Here is a 23593-nt window from a genome sequence, read left to right as displayed (position 1 = left end):
CATTTTAATTTTTATTAATATCCTGGATTTTGCGCCCAACGATTACCAGTTAATTCTATTTCTATTTGTGGTATTGGAAATAACTCATGTTTTCCGGCTATAAATCCATCAATTTCTTGAGCAGCTCGACCAGTTCTAACCAAGTCGAAAAAACGATGTCCTTCACCTACAAGTTCTACACGACGTTCGTGATAAATAGCTTCTGTTAAAGCTGTACCAGAAACTGTTACATCATGGTTCATATCTCCAAAGGCACGTTGTCTTACTCTATTTAAGTAATTTTGAGCTCTATCATCTGCAATACTTCCTCTATTTAAAGCCTCTGCAGCCATTAGTAATACATCTGCAAAACGGATTGCCCTATAATTATTTGGATTTGTTAAGTTTTGATCACCAATATTACTATCTCCTTTACGTGCTATATATTTTCTGTTATAATAACCTGTATGCTCGTAGCCTGTACCAAAAGTTGCTCCTGTTGAAGCTGCCCAAGCCTCAATATCTAATATTGCTGTTTCAAATCTTGGGTCATCGCTTTCAAACTCGTCTACAGCTTCTTGTGTTGGAACATTAAAACTAAAACCAGAATCGAATAATGGCCCGTTATAATTGCGAATACCATTAAAACCAACTGCTACATTACCTTCACTACATTGTAAGCATTCGAAACCAGCACCTTCTTGATCTGTATATTGCACCTCGAATACAGACTCTATATTATTTTCGTTATCATTTTCGAAAAGTGTTGTATAATCAGTAACTAAATCATGAGGCCCATTATCTATTAAATTTTCTAAAACTAATGCTGCAGCACCAAATTTGTCTTGATATAAATAGGCTTTACCCAATAGTGCTTCGGCAGAACCTTTTGTAATTCTCCCTACTTGTGTTTGTGTATATGGTAAGTTATCTATTGCATAAATTAAGTCTAACTCTATTTGAGCGTAAACAGCCTCTTTTGGAGTTCTATCTAAATCGTTTTGTTCTCCAAAAAGAATACGTTTATCTACAACTAATGGCACATCTCCAAACCATTTTACAAGTTCAAAATAATAGTATGCTCTTAAAAATCTTGCTTGCGCTAATATGTTTTCTTTTCCGTCGAAGTCTATATTATCCTGAAACTCAAGAATAAAATTTGCACGATTGACACCTGCAAACATCCAACCCCAAATAGCTCGTAATTGTGAGTTACTTGAAGTATGAATCATATCATCAATTTGCTGAAAACCTGGCACGTCTGTAGCACTTTCTCCTCCACACAAAGTATTATCTGATGCTATTTCGCCTAATAAAACATTTTGATAAGTAGTTTGAAGCAAATCGTAAGCTCCAACTAACGCATCTTGGTAGTCTTGTTCTGTATTAAAATAGTTGTCTGATGCTGGATTTGCAGGTTCAACATCTACAAAATCATCACTACAAGAAATAGTAGCAATTAATGCAACAGATGAAAGAATTATATATTTTATATTTTTCATAATTTAAAATTTTACGTTAGTACCAAATAAAAATGTTCTTGGATTTGGATAAAATCCTGGATCAAATCCACTTCCTATGGGAGCTCCATTTGATGCTGTAGCATCGAAACCACTATACTCTGTTAAAGTAAACACATTAGATACAGAGACATATAGCCTAATATTATTTAAACCAATATTTTGTAACTTATCTTTATCGAATGTATAACCTAACTGCATATTTTGTGCTCTTACAAAAGAGCCGTCTTCTACATAATAATCTGAAAACAGAAAATTAGTAGTTGCTGCTTCTGTAATTCTTGGATTAGAGTTTGTTGAACCTGGACCAGTCCACCTGTCTAAAGCATAAGATGTTAAATTTGTTTTTGCACTATTTCTATCGTAATTTCTTACTATATCATTTCCTATTGAAGCAAAGAAATAAGTTTGAAAATCGAAATTTTTATAATCGAATGTTAAGTTTAATCCCATTGTTACATCTGGAATTGGATCTCCAATAAATGTTCTATCTTCAATATCTATTTTACCATCTTGATTAAGGTCTACATATCTTAAATCTCCAGGTTGTGCATTGGCACCTAAAGCTAACTGAGATGGATGCGCATCTACCTCTGCCTGTGTTTGAAAAACACCATTTGTTTGTAATCCATAAAATACACCTATTGGTTGTCCTACTTGCATTCTAGCAGGAGGCTCTTGACCAATTCCAAAAGAACCTCCCTCTACGAAATCTGCTCCATTATTAACTTCTAAAACTTCATTTTTTAAGGTTGTAAAATTATAACTGATATTAAATTTAAAATTATCTGATAGATTGTCTTTATAACTAATCTGAAATTCTAAACCTTTATTTTCTACAGTACCTGCATTAACCGTTGGTGGTCCAGCCGCTGGAGCTGTAGTACCTAAAATTGAAGATGTTTGAATATCTAAAAGTAAATTTTCTGTTTTACGTTTAAAATAATCTGCAGTAATATCTATTTTATTATTAAATAGTCTTGTTTCAAAACCAATATCTAAAGCTTTTTGCTCTTCCCATTTTACTTCTGGATTTGCAATTGCTCCAGTAGCAGAACCAGTTATGATTTGGTCATCAAACACATAAACGCCTTCTCCATTAAGGGTAGATACAAACTTAAACTCATCTATTCTATCGTTTCCTAAAACACCATAAGACCCTCTAAATTTTAAGAAATTTATAGTATTACTATTTTCTAAAAAACTTTCATCTGAAGCGACCCAACCAGCAGAAGCTGATGGGAAATAACCAAACTTATTTTCTGGACCAAATTTTGAAGAACCATCTCGTCTTAATACTGCAGAAAATAGATACTTGCCTTTGTAATTATATTGCAATCTTCCAAAATAAGATAGTAATCTAGAATCGAACTCTGTACTTCTTCCTAAATTTGGATTTGTTACATCTAAAGCATCAAATACGTTTGCAGAAGCAAAAACTGTACCTTCTGGAAGATTTTCTCCTACTAGCGAATTAAAGTTTCCTGAAGTTTTAAACACAGAGTTACCTAAAGTTAATTTAACATTATGACTATCGTTAATATTTTTTTCATAATTAACGATGGCATCAAAAGTATAATCTCTAAAGTAATTTAAGTTTTCGGTTAAAGAAATGCCACTAACATTATCGAAAACTGAACTATTTCCATATTCTACTATTGGAGAAAAATAACGTTCTCTTACTTCGGCATAATTCCATTGATAATTTACTTCTGCAGAAAAACCATCTAAGAATTTATAATTTAAACCAAAGACACCACTTATTTTATCGACTTTAGCTCTGTTAAATGTGTTTTCAATTTGCTTTAAAGGATTTACAACCTCTATAGGATAATTTGCCGAAGAGGTGAATGCTCCGTTTTCATCTGTTGGCGCATCGGTTGGAGCAAAGTTTACAGCATTAAACAATACAGAACCTAAACCACTTTCTGGCAATGTTTTTCTGGTTGTACCTGTATATATAAGGTTAGCTTTAAGATTAAGGTTTTCTATAATTTCTAAACCGTAATTTATACGAGAATTATATCGTGTAAAATTAGCTTTACTACCTCCCACTATACCATCTTGAGTTAATAAAGAAGCACCAAATGAGTATGTTGACTTTTCTGTCCCTCCGCTTGCAGTTATTGCATTGCTAAATATTGGAGCAGTTTCAAAAACTTCGTCTTGCCAATCTGTACCTTTACCTAAACCATATGTATTAGGGAAAGGTAAATTATTACCACTTGCAGCAGCTGCTTCATTTTTTATTAAAGCATATTCTGTTGCATTTAGCAAAGGAATTTTTCTTGTTGTTTCTTGAAAACCAACATAAGCATCATAATTAAATGACATTGGTTTATTTTTTTTACCTGTTTTTGTTGTTATTAAAATAACACCATTTGCAGCTCTTACTCCATAAATACCTGCTGTTGCATCTTTTAATACTGTATAGCTTGCAATATCATTTGGGTTTATAACACTTAAATCTTCAATAACGTTTCCGTCTACCAAAATTAAAGGTCTATTATCTTTATTAGTTGAAACTCCTCTAATTCTAATATCTGAAGCACTACCAGGTGCACCAGATTGAGAGGTTACATTTACACCTGCAACTTGACCTTGTAAAGCTTGCTCTATACGAGTTGGCTTAAGCGCCTCTATTGTTTCTGCCGAAACTGTAGCTACAGCACCTGTTACTTCTTTTTTCTTTTGAGTTCCATATCCTATTATTACAACCTCTTCCAGTTTTCCAACATCTCCTTCCAATAAAACATTAATTGATGTTTGACCATTAACTGCAATTTCTTTAGTTATATATCCTACATAAGAGAATTGAAGTATAGCATTTGTTGGTACATTTTCAATATTGTAAATACCATCGAAATCTGTAGAGGATCCTATATTAGAATCTTTAACAATAATATTTACACCTGGAATTGGGCCTCCATCTACAGCATCTGTAACAGTACCCGAAATATTAATATTTTGAGCGTAGTTAAAGTAACTTATGCACAAGGTTAATAATAAGGTTATTTTTATTTTCATAAAGTTAGATTTATTGTTTCCTCAAAATTAAAACTGTTTATTAAAGATTTGTTAAAAATAACCGCAACAAAAAATATACAACACAAAAAAAAGAGCCTAAAATTATTAGATTAATAGTGCTAAACCTTTAAACATAAGGTGTAAGAAATATCAAAATAGCATACTTACCTGTTAAAAAAAACAACAAAAAAAATAAATGTTGTGGTAATGTATAGGTAAAAATAGATAATGTTGTGTTACTACAACTCTATGATGTAGTTTGCTAAACTCGTTTTATGAGGTAAATTCATTTTTTTACGCAAACGATATCGTTTAACCTCTACACTTCTTGGCGATATATTAAGTAATGGCGCTATTTCTTTGGAAGACAGATTTAATCTAAGATAAGCACACAATTTAAGATCATTAGGAGTTAAGCTACTATGCTTTATTTTTAATTTTTGTAGAAAGTCTTTATCTGCATTATTAAAAGCTTCTTGAAAGAATTTCCAATCATCTGTATTGTTTAAGTTTTTATCTATTATCTTAATAACAGATTTAATATTAGCATCTGTTTCCTTATTATTTAATTCTGCTTTAATACTATTTAAAAATTCGTTCTTTTTAATTAAACTCATAGTAGAAATAGCTAACTCTCTATTTTTGTTTTCTATATCTTGTTGCAACTGTTGATTTTTAAATTGCATTTGTTGTTGCTTATTTTCTAATTCTTTACGTTCTAAATCTCGTTGTGCTTTAATTAATATTTTTTCTCTTTGCTTTTTGTAATACCTATTATAAAAATAATGTAATAAAAGAATTATAAAAATCGTGCTTAACACATATGCTATAACTGCCACATTAGACGCATACCATGGCTTATTTATATAGAATTGATAAGTAGCGTTTTTTGATACATCTTCCCCTACTCTTGCTCTTACAACAAAAGTATAGTCTCCTGAAGGTAGATTTTTATATCTTACACTTGGTGTTGAAGACCAATTACTCCAAGTATTATAAATACCATCTAATTTATGCTGATATTCCACAACATTAAATTTATTAAATTGTGTAAAACTAAATAAGAACTCTATATTATTACTATTTGGTTTTAAATCTGCAAATTCATTTAGACTTAATGATGTACTTTCACCATTATTTTTACTACTTATAATTTGATTAAGCGCAACATTTCCAGTAGCATTATTAAATTTTTCGGTATCAATTATTAAATAACCTGATGCAGTACCAAATAAATATTCATTACCTTTTATATGAATTACATTCTCATAACTAGTAACGCTATTTCTAAGACGCTTTGGCAATGCTATTCTTTTTACTTCTGGTTTAGCAGATAATTTTCCTGGTTTTATATATATAACATCTGTATTTGTAAATCCCCAAAGAGAGTTAGATTCTTTATTATGTATTAATTTACCGGAAACGTAATTATCTGATGGAAAAAAACTACTTATAATTGTGTCTTTTACAAACTTATTTTTTTCAAAATCGTATTTATAGAATCCTTCTCTATAAACATAATTTAAATTATTGTTATACTTAATTAAGCTTGAATGCGCTCCTTTACTAATATTTTTAGTTTTTACTGTTTTAATTTTAGTAAATGCTGAATTACAAGTAATTTCATAAACACCTTTATATTCATGACTTACAAAAATAGTTGTGTTATTTACTATTTCGAAAAAACGAGAAGAAATATCGAAGCCTTCTATTTTATTTCTAAAAGTCCAATTATTATTTATTTTTTCTAATATATATAGTCCACTATAATTTCCTTGCATTAGCAAATTAGGCGCTCCTTCAATTTTCTTTATAGACCACGTTCCTTGTATATTAGAAATTTTTTTTGCTTTATTTTTTTCAATAATATACGTCCCAGAATTATGCCCACAAAATAATTGATTGTCTATAATTTGCAGATTCCAAACTTGCCCTTGAGTACCATCAATAAACTTAAAAGATTCTGTAGTATCATTAATATCTCTATAAAAAAGTCCTTGATTTGTACCTAAATATAAAATTTCATTTTTAATTGCAGATGTATAAACAGAACCAAGTTCTCCTTTAAAGTCGTTAAAAATTTTTATTGGAGATTTACTATTTATACAATTAATACCGTTGTCTAAACCAAGCCATAAATTATTATTTAAGTCTTCGAATACTGACAACACTGTATTATTACTTAAACCTAAGTTTTGATTTATTTTATAAACTAAATCTCCATTTTTATTTAAAATAATTACTCCATTAGAAATAGTACCAAAGGCAAAACCTCCATCTTTTAACCTTATACTGCTATATACACTATAATTAACTAAAGATTTGTTTATCTCCTTTTCCCATGGTATTAATATATTGTTTTTATACGCATAAATACCGTTGTTTTCTGTTTGAACTAATAAATTTCCTTGGTAGTTAAATATATTTACAATAGCATTATTTCTTATAATTTCACTATCTATAAATAAAGATTTTTTTCCGTTTATAATTTTAAAAATTCCCTTATTAATATCTTGAAAATAAATAGTATTATCTACTTTAAACAATTTAGTAATTGTAAATTTTGATTCTATTATTTTAAAAGTTTCATCTAAAGTATTATAAATATAAATTCGATTTAGTGATCTAAATATCATCCATTTATCAAGATTTACAATTTGCCAAAATTGCTCATCCTCAACTACAGAAAAGTCTTTTTTTTGAGAAAGTGATGTGTATTCTAATATACCAAAACTGTTTTTTTTCCAGTAGCCAAATTCCATGTAACAGCCTGTATAAATTTTATCACCTACCACATTTACAGAACGTAATATGGTTTCATTTGGAGAGTTATATCTTGTCCACTTAGCTCCGTTATACTCCAAAAGACCAGCATCGTTTGCTACATAAATTGTTTTATCTAAAGATTGAGAAATTGCCCAATTTTGATATTCACCATTATATTGTTGTGGTGTAAAAACATTTATTGGTGGTATTTCTTGTGCGTTTAATTGAAAAGAAAACAATACAAAAACCAACAAAAATAAAAGCTTAATATGTTTTTTGTGTGTTACAAGCATGACATAAAGTTGTATTGCAATATACAACTTTGTATGGTTGTTGCTTACACAAGCTAATCGATCTAATTTAGGATTAAATAAAAAATGTTGAATTGGGTTAATTCAACATTTTTTATTTTTAAAAGAATATTCGCTATTAATTGCTTCTAAATTTTTTTAGTAATGTATAATATTGATTCTTGAACAAAGAAAAATCTTTTACTAAAGAAATATAACTATCTTGTTTCTGTCCATGCACTTTTAACCTATTTAAATCGTATTCTGTTTTACCGTACTCGATTTCTTGAAGAAGCTCTTGCTCATACTTACATAAACTAGCCATAAGCATAACATTTTTTCTACGTAATGCGGTTATTATGTTAGAAACAGAAACATTTTTTAACAATTGCTTTTCAATAATACTTAAATAATCTAATTCAATATTAAAAGCCTCTAAAGTATTATGCCAATAAGACAACTCGATTAAGTCTTTTTTTAGACAAAGTCTTCTATGCGACTCTATTTTATTTAACCCTACCAACTTAATCTACTTAGTCTATTATTTATTAGTTTTTACTAAAGTAAAATTGCCTTGAACTTTATTAAAAAACTCATCTTTTAATCTTCTATATTTATCTAAATGGTATAAATAGCTTCTTCTATAGCTTTCGTGTTCTGTTATGTAAACCATATCACACTCTGTATCTTCACATTCCACAATATTAGATCTGGAATTAGAATACTTTTTAAGTGCATTGTAAAGCGTTTCGTTTTCTATTTCTTTTTTTTCAAAACGTTCAACTACACTATCATCATCAAACTTTTCGTTAAGTTCGTTTTTACATATATTAATAAGATTTATAAGTTCTTTTTTAATATATTCTAAATGATTTAACCAATTGTCTAACTCCATAGTGTTTATTTTATGTGTGACATCTACGTTTGTATCATGATCGAAAATTTCAATATTTTTAGTTTTCATAATAAGTTTATTTTAAATTACAACATCTAATCCTTTTAAAGATTCTGAGATTGTAACATCTACAATTTTTAGTTTTTGTTTTCCTCCCGGAAAATCCCAATCAACAATATCTCCTTTAGAATAACCAAAAAGCGCTGCTCCCATTGGTGTTAAAATAGAAATCTTATTTAATGATAGGTCTTTATCTTGAGGTATTACAACCTCTAAAACTCTTTCCCATCCTTTGTTTGACTTTAAAGTAACAACACTATTAAATCGAACTACATCTTTAGGCATTTTCTCTTCATCCAGAATATTCGCTGTTTTTAATTCTTCGGTTAATTTTAATAATGATTTTCTTACTACATCATCATTAGCATAACCCGAAATATTAAGTATACGTTTTAAATATACATACTCTTTTTTCTCTAAAATTAAAGTCTTGTACTTCATTACAATACTATTATAATTAATAAATCAAGGAAAAATACCTCTTTGTATGTATGCCTTTTCAATACGTTTTATTGCTATACAAAAAGCGGCTGTACGCATATCTATACCTTCTTCTTTAGAATAATCGTAAACTTTATTAAAAGATTCTTGCATCTTTTTATCTAGCTTGGCCATTACCTCGTCTAACTGCCAAATTTCACCATTTCTATTTTGCAACCACTCGAAATAACTACCTACTACTCCTCCCGAATTACATAAAATATCTGGAATAATAGCTATACCTCTTTCTAGTAAAACCTTTTCTCCCTCAACGTTTGTTGGACCGTTTGCTCCTTCTGCTATAAGTTTTGCTTTAATAAAAGGTGCATTTTCACTTGTTATTTGGTTTCCTAAAGCCGCAGGAATACAAATATCACAATCCAAACTAAAAAAATCGTTTTTACTTACAGGCTCAGAATATGGAAAACCTACAATGCTTCCTTTATTAGCTTTAGCGTAATTAAAAAGATCTTCTACTTTTATTGTATTAGCACTTTTAATACTTCCATAAGCATCTTGAACTCCAACTAATAATGCACCATCTTTTTCTAAGAAATAAGAAGCCCAATAACCTACATTTCCAAATCCTTGAACAATATATTTTTTACCTTTTAAGTTTACATTATTCTTTTTCGCCCAAAATTTAATAGATAAATACACTCCATAACCTGTAGCTCTATCTCTACCTTCTAATCCACCGCTTCCATCTGGTTTTCCAGTAACTACGTGCTGATTTGCTGATCGCTCTGCTGGTGGACGCGTACTCATATACGTATCCGCAATCCATGCCATAGTTTGACTACTTGTATTAACATCTGGAGCTGGAATATCGTGTTCTGGCCCAATATTATCTGCTAATGCATAGGTAAAACGTCTTGTTATACGCTCTAATTCTGATTCTGAATATTTTGAAGGATCAATTTTAATACCTCCTTTTCCTCCACCGTATGGCAAACCTGCTAACGATGTTTTCCAGGTCATCCACATAGCTAAAGCTCTTGCAGCGTCTATGTCTACAGTTGGATGGTAACGTAAACCTCCTTTGTATGGACCTAAAGCACTATTGTGTTGCACTCTATAGCCTGTAAAAACTTCTACATCTCCATTATCCATTTTTACTGGAAAGTTTACAAGAATTTCGTTATTAGTAATACTTAATATTTTTTTAATATTTGGATGCAGGTTTATATGGTTTGCAGCACTATTAAACTGCTCCATAACGTTATCCATCATACCTTTTACAGGTACTTTTTTTGTTTCTTTTTTTAAATCTGCTGTAATTGTTGTCATATTTTATTCTTATTTAAAATATCGATTTACTATCGATCTCTCATTATATTTTTCTGTGATATATCGGCTTCTAGTTGCTCTAGAACTAGAATTTTTATTTACTACATGTCTATTAGAAAATAATGACATAAATGTGTTTAAATTCATAATACTTATTACTTTAAAAATTATATTAACTCTAGTTTCTTTTCTATTTGTGGTTTGCTTTTTATTATGGAGTTGCTTGGTTCGATTGCATCAAACTCACTGCAAGACCATACTTTATCTTTTTGCGTTGTTAATGCACAATAGCTTTGATGTATACAAATAGGACAAATATTAAAATGCTTCATAATTAAAACTTATAAGGTTATTTATAAGCTTAAAAGCAATGCGTATGCCAATTGAAGAATTAAAAAACAGCAAGACACCAAAACCCTTATAAACAAAGAAAAAGCTAAAATATTTAATATTTTAAAGAAATATTTTAGCGGTACAAAAAGTCCCGATTGAGTAATATTGTACCACTATTTTAGGTGTGAAATAAATATTATTTATTTGTGAAGATTTATTATGAAAAAATATTAAACTGAAAAGCAAAAATTATTCTTCTAATTTTTTCCTAATTGTTTTTCTATCTATTCCAAGTATTTGTGCCGCTTTAGTTTTATTATTTTCTGTTAGCCTTAATACTTTTTCTATATATTGTTTTTCTATTACTTTTAAAGCAGGCAATTCACTTTCATCAAAATTTAAAACATACTTTAAATGTTCTGGTAAATGTGTAATATCTATATGCTTATCGCACATTATTACAGCACGCTGAATAACGTTTTCTAATTCTCTAATATTACCAGGCCAATTATATCGTTCTAAAACCGATAAAGCTTCTGGTGTAATTTTTATAAATCTGTCTTTATATTCAATACCATATTTAAAAAGAAATTTATCTACCAATAAAGTAATATCTTCTTTTCTTTCTCTTAGAGGCGCTATTTCAATTTCTACAACTGTAAGTCTATAAAACAAATCCTCTCTAAAAGTTTCTTTTACAATCATAGCGCGAAGATTACTATTTGTAGCTGCAATAATGCGAACATCTATTTTTTCGGCTTTTGTAGCACCAACTTTTACTATTTCTTTTTCTTGCAACACACGTAATAACCGAGATTGCACAGTTAAGGAAGCATTACCAATTTCATCTAAAAAAATAGTTCCGCCATTTGCCGCTTGAAAAAAACCTTCTCTATTAGTTTCGGCTCCTGTAAAAGCACCTTTTATGTATCCAAAAAGTTCTGCTTCTAATAGGTTTTCTGGTATTGCTCCACAATTTACAGCTACAAAAGGTGCTCTAGAAAATTTACCTTGATAATGGATTGCTCTTGCTACCAATTCTTTTCCTGTACCACTTTCTCCTTTTATAAAAACGGTTGCTTTATTATTTTTTACACGCTCTATAACCTGAATAACATTATTTATTTTTTCAGAATTACCAATAATTTCTCCATAAGCTTTATTATTAACATCAAGCTTTTTGTTTTCTAACTGTTTGTCTTCTGTAGCTTTTAAGGAGCGATTTAACGCAAGCTTTAATTCGTTTTTTGTAAATGGTTTGGTTAAATAATCTACAACTCCAGATTTAATTGCTGACAAAGAATCTTGAACCGAAGGATAACCTGTAACTACTAATTTTGGAAGTTTTGGATAATGTTCTGATACAAATTTTATTAACTCAGACCCATCTAATTCCGGCATCTTTAAATCGGTTATTAATAAATCTATCTTTGTATCTCGTAGAATTACAACTGCTTCTTTTACAGAGATAGCTTTAAAAACATGATAATTCCAAGATTGAAGGTGGCGCTGTAATAATTCTAGAATATTAACATCATCATCCACAATTAATATATTTTCTTTTTGTAATTGCATAATTTTTACTCTTTAGGAAGTATTACGGTAAATGTAGCACCGTTATTTTTGTTATTCTCTGCTTTTATTATGCCTTTATGAGATGATACTATTCCATGTACAACGCTTAATCCTAAACCAGAGCCTTCTCCTGTTGGTTTAGTTGTAAAAAAAGGTTGAAATATTTTATCTAAATCTTCTGGTAAAAAACCTTTACCTTCGTCTTTAATTTTGAGAATAATGTTATTTTGCTTACTCTTAGCCTCAACAACTACCAATCCATTTTTAGGCGAAAAATAAATAGCATTCATTAATAAATTAAATATAATTTGCGTTAATTGAATAGGATCTGCTTTTAAAAACAACTCTTCTTCTTCTATTTTAACAATGTATTTAACTTGTTCTTTTCTAAAAGTAGCATCTAATAAATTTATAGCATTTTTAATGTTTGGAATTACGTTTACACGTTTCATTTCCTGAGGCATCTCGCAGGCAAAAAACATAAGTTTTTTTACAACCTCTCTAGAAAAAATAGCGTTTTGTATAATTTTATTAACATCTTCTATTGCTTTGTTACTAGCTTTTAAATCGTCTTTTAACAATTCGGCAAAACCCAAAATATTAGCTAAAGGTGTATTTAACTCGTGTGCAATTCCTGCGGTAATCTCGCCTAAAATACTTAAACGATCTGCCCGCTCCATTTGTCGTTTTAGAGAAGCTTCATTTTTAATAATTTCTAATCGCTCTAGAAGACTTCCTATTTTTAATGCAATATTGTTAAGCAAAAGTTGCTCTTCATCTAAAAAATCTTCTCTTTTAAATTTATTTGCATTTAAATGTGCTATTAATTGCCCTTCAGCTTTATTAAAAATGGATATATTAGCCTTAATAGTGACTGTATTTTCTGTGCTTTTGTTTGTTGAAACCGTATTAGCTTTTGTTATTATTTCTATTTCTGTTTCTTTTGGAAATTGAAATCCTTTTTTAAGGCTATAAGTAATTGCTTTTAGCGTACTTTCTATATGTTCTATGTTGGCATTTTCTACAATAGAAGACACTTCGTAAAGACACGTGAGTTCTTTTATTCGTTCTTTTAATGCTTTTTCTGCGCTACTCATATTCTTAAATTAACATATCATATTTTTAACAACAAGATATTACAATTCATTTGTAAAATAACAATAGTTAAAGCGTTTATGATAAGGTATAAATTTATATTATATAGCTGTTTTACTATTTAATTATTACTTGTTCTGCTTTTGTTTTATTAAAACGTAAAATGCAATATCCTATAATTGCTGAAATAAGGGAACCAATAAGGATTCCTATTTTGGCAGAATCTATATATTCTGGTGTAGATGCAAATGCTAAACTTCCAATAAAAATTGCCATTGTAAAACCAATTCCCGCAATAAAAGATACTCCTAAAATATGCGTAAAACTTATATCGTGCGGTACTTCTATTAATTTTATTTTTTTAGCAATAAGTACGATTAAGCTTATACCAATTCCTTTTCCTAAAACTAAACAAATAATAATATTTGTTACTAAAGCAATATTTAAATTTTCGGTACCACTTATTAAAACTCCTGCGTTAGCCAATGCAAATATTGGTATTATAAAGTACGCTACCCAACCATGTAGGTTATGTTCTAAATGCTGTAAGGGAGATTGAAATTTGTTAGACCAATCGTTTAAATTATCTATAGATTGAATTTGTTCTGCAGATAAAATTGGTTTTTTTAAAACACTTGCTTTTTTTATATTGTTAAAAACATTTTCTAGCTGATTTAAGAATGTACTTGTATCTATTTTTTGACTAATTGGAACTGAAAAAGCCAGTAATATTCCTGCAACAGTTGGGTGAATGCCTGATTTTAAAAACAAAAACCAAATAATTACACCAAAGAAAAACATTATAAATCTAGAATAATAACCTTTATAAGAAAGAAAGTATAAAAACGCCAACATAAGTATAGCTACTAATAATAGTGTTGTATTTATGCTACCACTATAAAACAAAGCAATTACAAGTACTGCTCCAATATCGTCTACTATTGCAAATGCTGTTAAAAAAACTTTTAAACTTAATGGCACTTTTTTTCCTAAAACATTTAAAATAGCAAGCGAAAATGCAATATCTGTTGCCATTGGGATTCCCCAACCTTTAGCTGTTTCCGGATTATTATTTAAAAGTAAAAAAAACACAACCGGAATTACCATACCGCCAATTGCTCCTACTAACGGAAATGCTATTTTTTTAGGAGAGTTTAACTCACCAATAGTTAATTCGCGTTTAATCTCTAGACCAATTAGGAAAAAGAATATAGCCATTAAGCCATCGTTTATCCATAGGATTAGAGGCTTTTTAAATTCGAAGGTTTTTGTAATAATGCCAATATCGTATTGCCATAATTCTCTATAAACATCTCCAAATGGTGAATTTGCCCAAACTAATGCTATAATTGTAGCAAGCATAAGCAAAATACCACTAAGGCTTTCAATTTTTACAAATTTTTGGAATGGTGTGAGGAATACTTTTTTAATCATACGGCTAGTTTTCTAACAAAAATATTAATCTCAAAGATAAGATTTCAATATAGAAAAGCTTGCAGTATATTTTTAGTTTAGTTTTTATTTAACACAAAATAAACACTTTAGCATATTATAAGTTTTAAGAAGTATAAACTCTAAAAATAAATTAACGCCTTCTTCCTCCAGAATACGTCATAGCTTCTCCTTTACCAAAACCATAACTTAATCCTAATGTTACAAAACGTCCTCTTTGACTAAAACTATATGTTTGAAAAGTTGGTTGAGATACAAAGGTTTCTGAGATGCGAGACTCGAACATATCTCGAATACCTAAATTAACTACTGCTTTTCCTTTTAATATTTTTTTTCTAACTCCTAAGTCTAAAAAAGCATAACCTGTTACGTCACCTTGAAAGGTTTTGAAACCAGATTGATAATTACCTGTTAATTCTAAATCTATGTCTGCAGGTAAGCCTATTTTAGAACCTAATCTTGAAGACCACTGGTTGCCAGAAAAATTAAACGATTGCTCTTGAAAAGCTCCTACACGGTCGAAAAAATTAAAATTAAAATCTCCTGTTAACACAAGCCATTTATTAACATTATATTTTCCGTTAGTTTCGAAACCTACCGATGCATTAGTACCTATGTTTTCTGGCGTTGTAGTTGTTACATTATCTGCAAATGTAGAAACGCGTTCTACAACTTCTGTAGTATATTTATGATATAAACTTGAACTAAAAGAGGCTTTTCCTATTTTATAAATACTTGTTAACTCGTAAGAATCTGTAAACTCTGGTTGTAAATTTGGATTTCCTTGTCTTACATTAAAATTATTACTAATATTAAAGAATGGATTCAAGTCCCATAGTCTTGGTCTAAAGATTCGTTTAGAATATCCGGCTTGAAAAGATACATTATCATTTATTTTATAAGAGGTATGAAACGATGGAAAATAATTTGTAAAATTTTGAGAATTAGCTTCGTTTGTATTTGTTAGCAGCGTATTTAAATCTGTATTTTCTAATCTTATTCCTGCTTTAACTCCCCATTTATCAAGCTCATAAGCACCTGTAAAATAAACACCTAACACTTTTTGATTGTATTCAAAATTATTAGTTAAATCTTGATTAACTACGTAAACTCCATCTGTAAAGTCTCTTACTTCATAATCGTTACCAACATCGTTAATTAGATATTGTGCGCCAGCTTCTATACTATAAGTTTTAGATAATGGATTTGTATAATCTGCTTTAAAAGTATAATCTGATTGTTGGAATTCTGTATCTGTTTGTTGATTACCATCAACGTTTGATCCTGCTATAGTAGTATTTTTAAATTGTGAAGCTTGGTCTTTTCCAAAAAAACGACCTAGAGCACTAAGTTGTAAAGAGTGGTCTTTATTATTTTTAAATTGTTTTTTATAATTAAGTTCGTATTGATATTTTGGATTGGTAGCATCGGTTACTTCTTCTCTCAACCAATTGGAAATTAAAGTATTATTAGAATCATAAAAACTAAAATTTGTTTTAGAAGGTTGGTCTTCAACTTCGTATGCAAAATTTCCTGATAAGGTTAGTACATTAAAATCATTTATATGATAATCTGTTCCTAAAGTTATATTATAAAACGTCTCGTCTCTATAAGCTGTACCGTTGCTATATATAACTTCGTTATCTATTAAGTTTCTATTAACCGCTTCATTGTCTCTTGGTAGCGAACGGTAACCAACACCAATTTGTGTAAATAAATTAAATTTTTCTGTTCTGCGATTAAGACTAATACCTACACTATGATTGTCTGGTGTGCCTGTATTTGCAGAAATGGAACCATTCCATCCTTTTTTCTCTTCCTTTTTTAAAATTATATTTAAAATACCAGCTGTACCAGATGCTTCATATTTGGCTGATGGATTGGTAATAATCTCTATACTTTCAATCATATCTGCTGTTAAAGTACCTAACGCATTACTAGACTCGTCTGCCAATACAGATGGTTTTCCATTTATTAATATTTGAACTCCAGAGCTTCCACGTAAGCTTATTTCTCCTTCGATATTTACATTTACAGAAGGAACGTTATTAAGCACCTCTAATGCGCTTACACCAGTGCTACTAATATCTTTCCCTATATTAAAAACGCGTTTATCTAATTTAAAAACAGTTTTTGAAACCTCTCCAGTAATTACAACTTCCTCTAGCGTTTCGTTATCTTCAGAAAGTACAATAGTTCCTAAATCTATTTTATTATTTTTTACTGTAAAATTGGTAATACGCTTTGTTTTAAAACCGATAAAACTAATTTGAATATAAAAATTAGATGCAGAGGTGTTTATTGTAAATTTTCCTTCATCGTTTGAGGTCGTTCCGGTAATAATCTCTTTGCTATTATTTTTATACAAAGCTACTGTTGCGTAAGGAATTGTTTGATTACTTTGATTGTCTACCAACATACCAACAATTTCTATTTTATTGTCTTGTGCAGTAGCACTATTAACACCTAATAAAAGTATTATAACAACTATATATTTAAAGACTGCTTTCATGTTTGTAAACTATATTTATTTCTTTTTTATACAGACAACAAAAATAGCGATTAACGCTTTAAATACTAATAATTTAAAGCGTATATATTTTATTAAAAGCTAAAAATTATTTAACCCAAACATAGCCGTTTTAATTTTATAAAACATATATAGAAAACTAATAGTTTCTAAAATTGGAAACATCCTAATAAAATTTTATAAATTTGCTTTTGCTGTAAAAACAGACTGTTTTTATAACAAATATTTTCTATCCATTAATTAAGACACTTTATGAAAGTTCGCGAATATTTTTTATTAATATCTGTTTTAGTAACTATTGCAATTATATCTATTGCGCTATTTTGGCAACCTATTCTGTGGTTATTTTTAATAGTTGCACCTTTAATATTAATGGGACTTTTTGATATATTTCAAAAATCTCATACTATAAGAAGAAACTTTCCTCTTATTGGAAGATTTAGATATGTTTTAGAGTCTATTCGTCCTGAAATTATGCAATACTTTGTGGAAACAGATACGCAAGGTCGTCCATTAAACAGAATACTTAGATCTTTAGTTTATAGGCGTGCAAAAGGAGAAAACGACACCGAGCCTTTTGGTACACAAATGGACCTTTACCATTCTGGATACGAATGGCTAGAACATTCTATGTATGCAAAAACAAACCCTAAAGATATTGGCGTTTTTCCTCGTTTAATGATTGGTGGTAAAGATTGTAAACAACCTTATTCTTCAAGCTTATTAAATATTTCTGCAATGAGTTTTGGTTCTTTAAGTAATAATGCAGTTCTCGCTTTAAACAAAGGTGCTAAAATGGGAAATTTTGCACATAATACAGGAGAAGGAGGAATTAGTGAATACCATTTAAAGCACGGAGGAGATTTAATATGGCAAGTAGGAACAGGATATTTTGGGTGTAGACACGAAGACGGCACTTTTAATGAGGAAACCTTTAAAATAAATGCTCTACGACCAGAAGTAAAAATGATAGAAATAAAACTATCTCAAGGTGCTAAACCTGGGCATGGAGGAATTTTACCGGCATCTAAAAACACAGAAGAAATTGCTAAAATAAGACATGTAAAACCAGGAATTGCAGTACATTCTCCACCTTCACATTCTGCTTTTAAAGATCCAATAGGATTTATGCATTTTATAAAAAAACTAAGAGACCTTTCTAACGGGAAACCTATTGGTTTTAAACTATGTTTAGGTAGAAAGCAAGAATTTATGGATTTTTGTGAAGCTATGCTTCATACTGGAATACAACCAGATTTTATTACAGTAGACGGTGGCGAAGGAGGTACCGGTGCAGCTCCAGTTGAATTTTCGAACTCTATGGGAATGCCTTTGCGTGAAGGTTTAATTTTTGTTCATGATACACTTGTAGGATTTGGTATAAGAAAAGATATTAAAGTTATTGTTGCTGGTAAGATTATTTCTGGTTTCCATATGGCAAGAGCAATTGCTTTAGGTGCAGATGGTTGTAATAGTGCTAGAGCTATGATGTTATCTATTGGGTGTATTCAAGCTTTACAATGTAACACAAACACATGTCCTGTAGGTGTTGCAACACAAAATCCTTCTTTAGTTAAAGGATTAGTTGTAGATGATAAAGCACCTCGAGCTCAACGCTACCATGAAGCAACAATACACAGCTTTTTAGAACTTGTTGCTGCTGCTGGCTTAAATAGTCCTAACGAATTAACTAGAAATCACATTAGCAAACGAGTTGGTTTATATGATGTTAAAACTTACGAAGAAATTTACCCTTATGTAGAAGAAGGATCTTTAGTAAATATAGACACTATTCCAGAGGATTACATGAAGTTTTTTAAGTCTACTCGTGTAATGTAGTTGTGGTTTGTTACAAGGTTTATTTCTTTTAGCTATTTTAAATTAAAGCATATTGGTTAAATAAAATAATCTCAAATTTAATAGCACAAATTTGTATATTCATATTGTACCTTTACTTTAAATTTTAAGCAAACTTCATATTTTAAATTATATTTTAAATAACTCTAAGGAACTTTTAAATTTCTTTAAAAGCACAAGTTTTAGCAAAGCTATTTTAATTAGTCTTGCCGTTATTATACCTATAATTCTAGGCATAATTACTAAACGTTTTGAAATTGGTTTAGCCTTATGTTTTGGTGCTTTTTGGTGCTCTCCAAGTGATGTTAATGGTAGTTTAAAACACAAGCAAATTGGCATATTATTTTCTGCCTTATTAGTTTCTATAATAAGTTTTATAGGTGGCTTTCTTCACTTAACAGGTTATTTTTTATATCCAATTTTAGGTGTTTTAACCTTTTGTATTGCTTTTATCTCTATTTATGGGTTTCGAGCTTCATTAATAAGCTTTTCTGGACTATTAGCTTTAGTTTTAAGTTTTGCACATACTTTAGAAAATCTTGAAGTCTACCAATATGCATTATTAATTGGTTTAGGTGGTTTATGGTATTTATTAATATCAACAATATGGTATTATATAAACCCTAAAGCACAAACCGAAGAACTTCTTAAAGAAACCATTGTACTTACAGCAGAATTTCTAAATGTTAGAAAAAAATTAATAGGTAAGAAAAAAGAAAAATACAGCTTAAAAACTAAGCTTATGACTTTGCAAAGTGAGTTAACCGAGCATCATGAAACTTTAAGAGAAATACTCATTTTATCAAGAAAAAGCTCTGGAAAATCTAATTACCAAAGTAAGAGGCTACTTGTATTTATACAGCTAATTGAAATTTTAGAAAATGCAATTGCAAATCCTGTAAACAACGATAAAAGAGATGCTTTACTTAAACTTCATCCAAATATAAAAAGAGAATTTAAAAATATAATTTCAGAACTATCAAAACAATTATTAAGTATTGCTGAAAATATTAATAATCCAAAAAAAATACAAGTTAGTAATATGCTTACCAAAGCATTTACCACTTTAGAAAAAAGTATTTTAAAATTTAAAAATGAAAATAACTCTGAAGATTATGAATTATACTTAATGCTTCATAATTTTTTAGACTATCAAAAAAAACAAAACGAAAAACTAAAGAAAATTAAATGGCTTTTAGGTAATCCAGATTTAAAAAGTGATGATTATATTAAAAACGATAAATTAAATCGTTTTATAGTTTCACAAGACTATAACCCTAAATTACTAATTAGAAATTTTAGTTTTAGATCTAATATTTTTAAACACTCTTTACGTTTAGCATTTGTGGTAATGCTTGGCTATGCTGTGGGTATGTTTTTAGATTTTCAGAATCCGTATTGGATTATACTTACAATAATTGTGATTATGAGACCAAGTTATGGTCTAACAAAAACAAGAACTAAAGATAGAATTATTGGAACATTAATAGGTGCTATTTTAGCAAGTGGTTTAGTATTTTTAATAAATAGTCCTTATTTATATGGTGGTTTAGGTATAATTGCTTTGGTTATTGCTTTTTCTATGGTACAGAAAAACTATAAAGCTTCTGCTACTTTTATAACACTTAGTGTAATTTTTATTTATGCTATTTTAGAACCTAATATTTTAAAAGTTATCCAGTTTAGAGTTTTAGATACTTTAATTGGAGCATTATTATCTTTTGCAGCAATGCTATGGTTATGGCCTGCTTGGTCTTTTATGGAAATAAACGAGTATTTAAAAAACAGCTTAAAAGCAAATACATTGTTTTTTAATTCTATTACCAATCATTATCAAACTAAAGGAAAAGTACCAACAAGTTTAAAAGTTAATAGAAAAGAAGCCTTTTTACAAACCTCTAATTTAAGTTCTGCGTTTCAGCGTATGGCTCAAGAGCCTAAATCCAAACAAAATCATATTGATGACATATACCAATTAGTTGTTATAAACCATAGTTTTCTTTCTGCTTTAGCTTCATTAAGCGCATATATTCAAAATCATGCTACAACAGAAGCTTCAAAAGATTTTAAATTAATTACTAATAAAATAACAAACAATCTTAATACTATTTGCAAAGATTTAGCAACTATTAACTTTGAAGATATTGAGTTAAAAAATAAGACTTTAGAAACAAAAGACAATGCTTTTATTTTTCCGTTTAAAACTATAACCAATCAAGTATTATTACAAACTAACAATATAAGAAACCACAAAGAGGCACACTTGATTTGGGAACAATTATATTGGTTGTATAGTTTAACCGAAAAGATGCTAAAAATAGTAAACAAATTTAAATAAATATTACAATTTTATTTTGTTAAAGGTTTCTAACTAAACTTTTAACTAACACTTAAAGTTCATATTTTTGTATTAATACTTTTATAAACTTTTTAACACAAGTATTAATTAATAAAAAGTATCTTATACACATATGAAAATATCAAACTTTAATATTACTGTAATTATTTCGGTTCTTGTAAGTGTTTTAATTTTAGGATTACAAAAACCAATTACAGACTCTATTCTTAAAAAGCAATTAACAGAAGAAGATAAATACCATGCAACTTACTCTATAAAAAACGCATATATTTTACCAGAGATATTAAACGAAATTAGCGGTATTACCTCTCTTGGTAATGGGCGATTTGCATGTGTTCAAGATGAAGATGGCATTATTTTTATTTATAATATAAATGATAATGAAATAGAATATAAAGTAAAATTTGGTAAACCTGGAGATTACGAAGCTATAGCCATAAACGAATCTGATGCTTATGTAATGCATAGCGAAGGTGTTATTTTTGAAATTAAAGATTATGAGTCTGAAAATCCTGAAATTTCTGAAATTGAAACACCTTTTAAAGTAAAAAATAATATTGAGAGTTTAACTTTTGATCCAAATAATAACCGATTACTTACCATTGCAAAAAATATAGATTTAGACGATAAGAGTTTCAAAAATATTTATGAAATACCTTTAGATACTAAAATAATGAACTTAGAGCCTATTGCTAAAATTAATTTAAATGACATTAAATTTAAATCGTATAAACAAAAAAGTATCGAAAAAACCTTTAATCCTTCGGATATAGCAATACACCCGAAGACTAAAGATATTTATATTATTGAAGGTAAAAATCCAAAACTTTTAATACTTACCAAAAATGGTGAATTATCTAAAGTACTACCATTAGATAAGAAGAAATTTGAACAACCGGAAGGTATTACTTTTAGTGACGACAGTAGATTGTTTATATCTAACGAAGCTAATAGTAGTAATGCAAATATTTTAGAAGTTATTATAAAAGAATAGTTTTAACGAAAATTATTTAATATAATTTTTAAGAATTTTTTTAAGAAGCTTTTCATCTTCATTCTTCTCACGCTTTAAATTCTGTTGTTTATCTTGTTCAAATAAAGCATAATCAATTTCAATTAAATTAATATTTTTCTTTTTAAGTATATCTTTTCGTTTATTCTTATACTTTATTATTTGCTCACCTCTAGTAATACCACTTACCGTCATTACCTTTAATTTTTCTATCTCTTGCTCTGTTTTATTTTGCTTGTCTAGAAATTCAATAACTAAATTAGCATCGTTATAAAATGCAGCTAAAGGAAGTTTTGTTCTAGTTTTTCCTCTTTTATGTAAATCTCCAACTAAAGAAGCAAACGTATGCTTACGTGAAGATTTTTCGTTAAGTAGCTCATCGCAAATATTTAAAATATAGAACTCGTCGCTACGCTCTCTACTTTCTTTTAATTTTTCTTTTTTAGACACAGTAACAATAGCATCATTTTTTGGCAAGTTAGCACCTTCCCTTACTAAATACCAATACACAGCTGTTTCTGTTCTCTCTGCATGAATAAGTGGTATTCTATCTAGTTTATTATCCTTATCTAAAGCTCTTAATACTTTTCTAAAGGGCAAACCCTTTTTAACATCTTTATTAAATACACCAGCGCTTACCATATCTGGCATGATATCTTTTATTGCAATCCAGTTTACTTTAGTATTATTATTAAAATAATTTTTAATAACATTATTTATTTGGTCTATATTATCCTTTTTATCAAGCTTATTATCCATAATTATACTTTAAAATTAATTTTATTTTATACAAATAAAACGGCCGCAAGATAAGCGAATATTATTACGATATAATTATAAAAACACATAATATCACCTTCTAAGAAACTAATAGTCTGTTTATTGTTTTTTTAAAATAACATAGAATTTAATTACATAATAATACAACCGTTTAAAGTATAAATTAATTATAGAAGCAGACTTTAAAACTTTATTTACATCAAAAATACGTATTTAATCCGATAAAAATGCATTTCATAATTATTTAACTATCAGCTGTTTAAAACACCAAATAGCTTTTAATCGTGTTTTTT

Annotated in this window: 16 protein-coding genes; 3 read left to right on the top strand and 13 right to left on the bottom strand. The window is 29.0% G+C overall.

The features are described 5' to 3' along the window. Positions 1-14 precede the first annotated feature (14 nt). From CLV86_RS10990 to CLV86_RS10940, 12 genes are all read right to left on the bottom strand, one after another. Positions 15-1481 (bottom strand): RagB/SusD family nutrient uptake outer membrane protein, encoded by a 1467-nt coding sequence (locus CLV86_RS10990; RefSeq protein WP_121052355.1) that lies wholly within the window; start codon positions 1479-1481, stop codon positions 15-17. Between the two features lie 3 nt (positions 1482-1484). Beyond that, the gene (locus CLV86_RS10985) at positions 1485-4526 is read right to left on the bottom strand and encodes a SusC/RagA family TonB-linked outer membrane protein (protein ID WP_121052353.1); all 3042 of its coding nucleotides are present in this window, start codon (positions 4524-4526) and stop codon (positions 1485-1487) included. A gap of 239 nt (positions 4527-4765) precedes the next feature. After that, entirely contained in the window at positions 4766-7585 is a 2820-nt protein-coding gene (locus tag CLV86_RS10980) for a helix-turn-helix and ligand-binding sensor domain-containing protein (RefSeq protein WP_121052351.1), read from the bottom strand. Positions 7586-7721: 136 nt separating this feature from the next. Continuing rightward, a complete protein-coding gene (locus CLV86_RS10975) occupies positions 7722-8105 on the bottom strand; it encodes a hypothetical protein (RefSeq protein WP_147427034.1) in 384 nt (127 codons plus the stop codon). A gap of 18 nt (positions 8106-8123) precedes the next feature. Then, positions 8124-8546, bottom strand: coding sequence for a hypothetical protein (locus CLV86_RS10970; protein ID WP_076732757.1), 423 nt, complete (start codon positions 8544-8546; stop codon positions 8124-8126). Positions 8547-8558: 12 nt separating this feature from the next. Then, complete coding sequence (locus CLV86_RS10965) at positions 8559-8978, bottom strand: GreA/GreB family elongation factor (protein ID WP_076732755.1); 420 nt, start codon at positions 8976-8978, stop codon at positions 8559-8561. A 24-nt stretch (positions 8979-9002) separates the two neighbouring features. After that, positions 9003-10307, bottom strand: coding sequence for a Glu/Leu/Phe/Val family dehydrogenase (locus tag CLV86_RS10960; protein ID WP_121052347.1), 1305 nt, complete (start codon positions 10305-10307; stop codon positions 9003-9005). A gap of 167 nt (positions 10308-10474) precedes the next feature. Beyond that, the gene (locus tag CLV86_RS14285; protein ID WP_170148538.1) at positions 10475-10639 is read right to left on the bottom strand and encodes a hypothetical protein; all 165 of its coding nucleotides are present in this window, start codon (positions 10637-10639) and stop codon (positions 10475-10477) included. A gap of 250 nt (positions 10640-10889) precedes the next feature. Continuing rightward, the gene (locus CLV86_RS10955) at positions 10890-12215 is read right to left on the bottom strand and encodes a sigma-54-dependent transcriptional regulator (protein WP_121052345.1); all 1326 of its coding nucleotides are present in this window, start codon (positions 12213-12215) and stop codon (positions 10890-10892) included. 5 nt (positions 12216-12220) lie between these two features. Continuing rightward, on the bottom strand, positions 12221-13312 hold the full coding sequence (locus CLV86_RS10950; RefSeq protein ID WP_121052343.1) for a sensor histidine kinase: 1092 nt from the start codon (positions 13310-13312) through the stop codon (positions 12221-12223). Positions 13313-13427: 115 nt separating this feature from the next. Further along, the gene (gene nhaA, locus CLV86_RS10945; RefSeq protein ID WP_121052341.1) at positions 13428-14744 is read right to left on the bottom strand and encodes a Na+/H+ antiporter NhaA; all 1317 of its coding nucleotides are present in this window, start codon (positions 14742-14744) and stop codon (positions 13428-13430) included. A 151-nt stretch (positions 14745-14895) separates the two neighbouring features. After that, entirely contained in the window at positions 14896-17274 is a 2379-nt protein-coding gene (locus tag CLV86_RS10940) for a TonB-dependent receptor (protein WP_121052339.1), read from the bottom strand. A gap of 270 nt (positions 17275-17544) precedes the next feature. On the opposite strand from CLV86_RS10940, the gene CLV86_RS10935 reads away from it, so the two are divergent. The 3 genes from CLV86_RS10935 (at position 17545) to CLV86_RS10925 (ending at position 22502) form a co-directional block, all read left to right on the top strand. Further along, positions 17545-19131 (top strand): FMN-binding glutamate synthase family protein, encoded by a 1587-nt coding sequence (locus CLV86_RS10935; protein ID WP_076732745.1) that lies wholly within the window; start codon positions 17545-17547, stop codon positions 19129-19131. 121 nt (positions 19132-19252) lie between these two features. Beyond that, positions 19253-21487, top strand: coding sequence for an FUSC family protein (locus CLV86_RS10930; protein ID WP_346227146.1), 2235 nt, complete (start codon positions 19253-19255; stop codon positions 21485-21487). A 133-nt stretch (positions 21488-21620) separates the two neighbouring features. Further along, a complete protein-coding gene (locus CLV86_RS10925; protein ID WP_121052335.1) occupies positions 21621-22502 on the top strand; it encodes an SdiA-regulated domain-containing protein in 882 nt (293 codons plus the stop codon). A 12-nt stretch (positions 22503-22514) separates the two neighbouring features. On the opposite strand, the gene CLV86_RS10920 is transcribed toward CLV86_RS10925, so the two are convergent. Next, positions 22515-23279 (bottom strand): hypothetical protein, encoded by a 765-nt coding sequence (locus tag CLV86_RS10920; protein ID WP_121052333.1) that lies wholly within the window; start codon positions 23277-23279, stop codon positions 22515-22517. Between the last annotated feature and the right edge of the window lie 314 nt (positions 23280-23593).

It is taken from the genome of Lacinutrix venerupis (assembly GCF_003663945.1).
In the GTDB taxonomy this organism is placed as follows: Bacteria; Bacteroidota; Bacteroidia; order Flavobacteriales; family Flavobacteriaceae; genus Lacinutrix; species Lacinutrix venerupis.
Note: the sequence above shows the minus strand (reverse complement) of the source record. Positions and strands in the feature narration are given on the sequence as shown.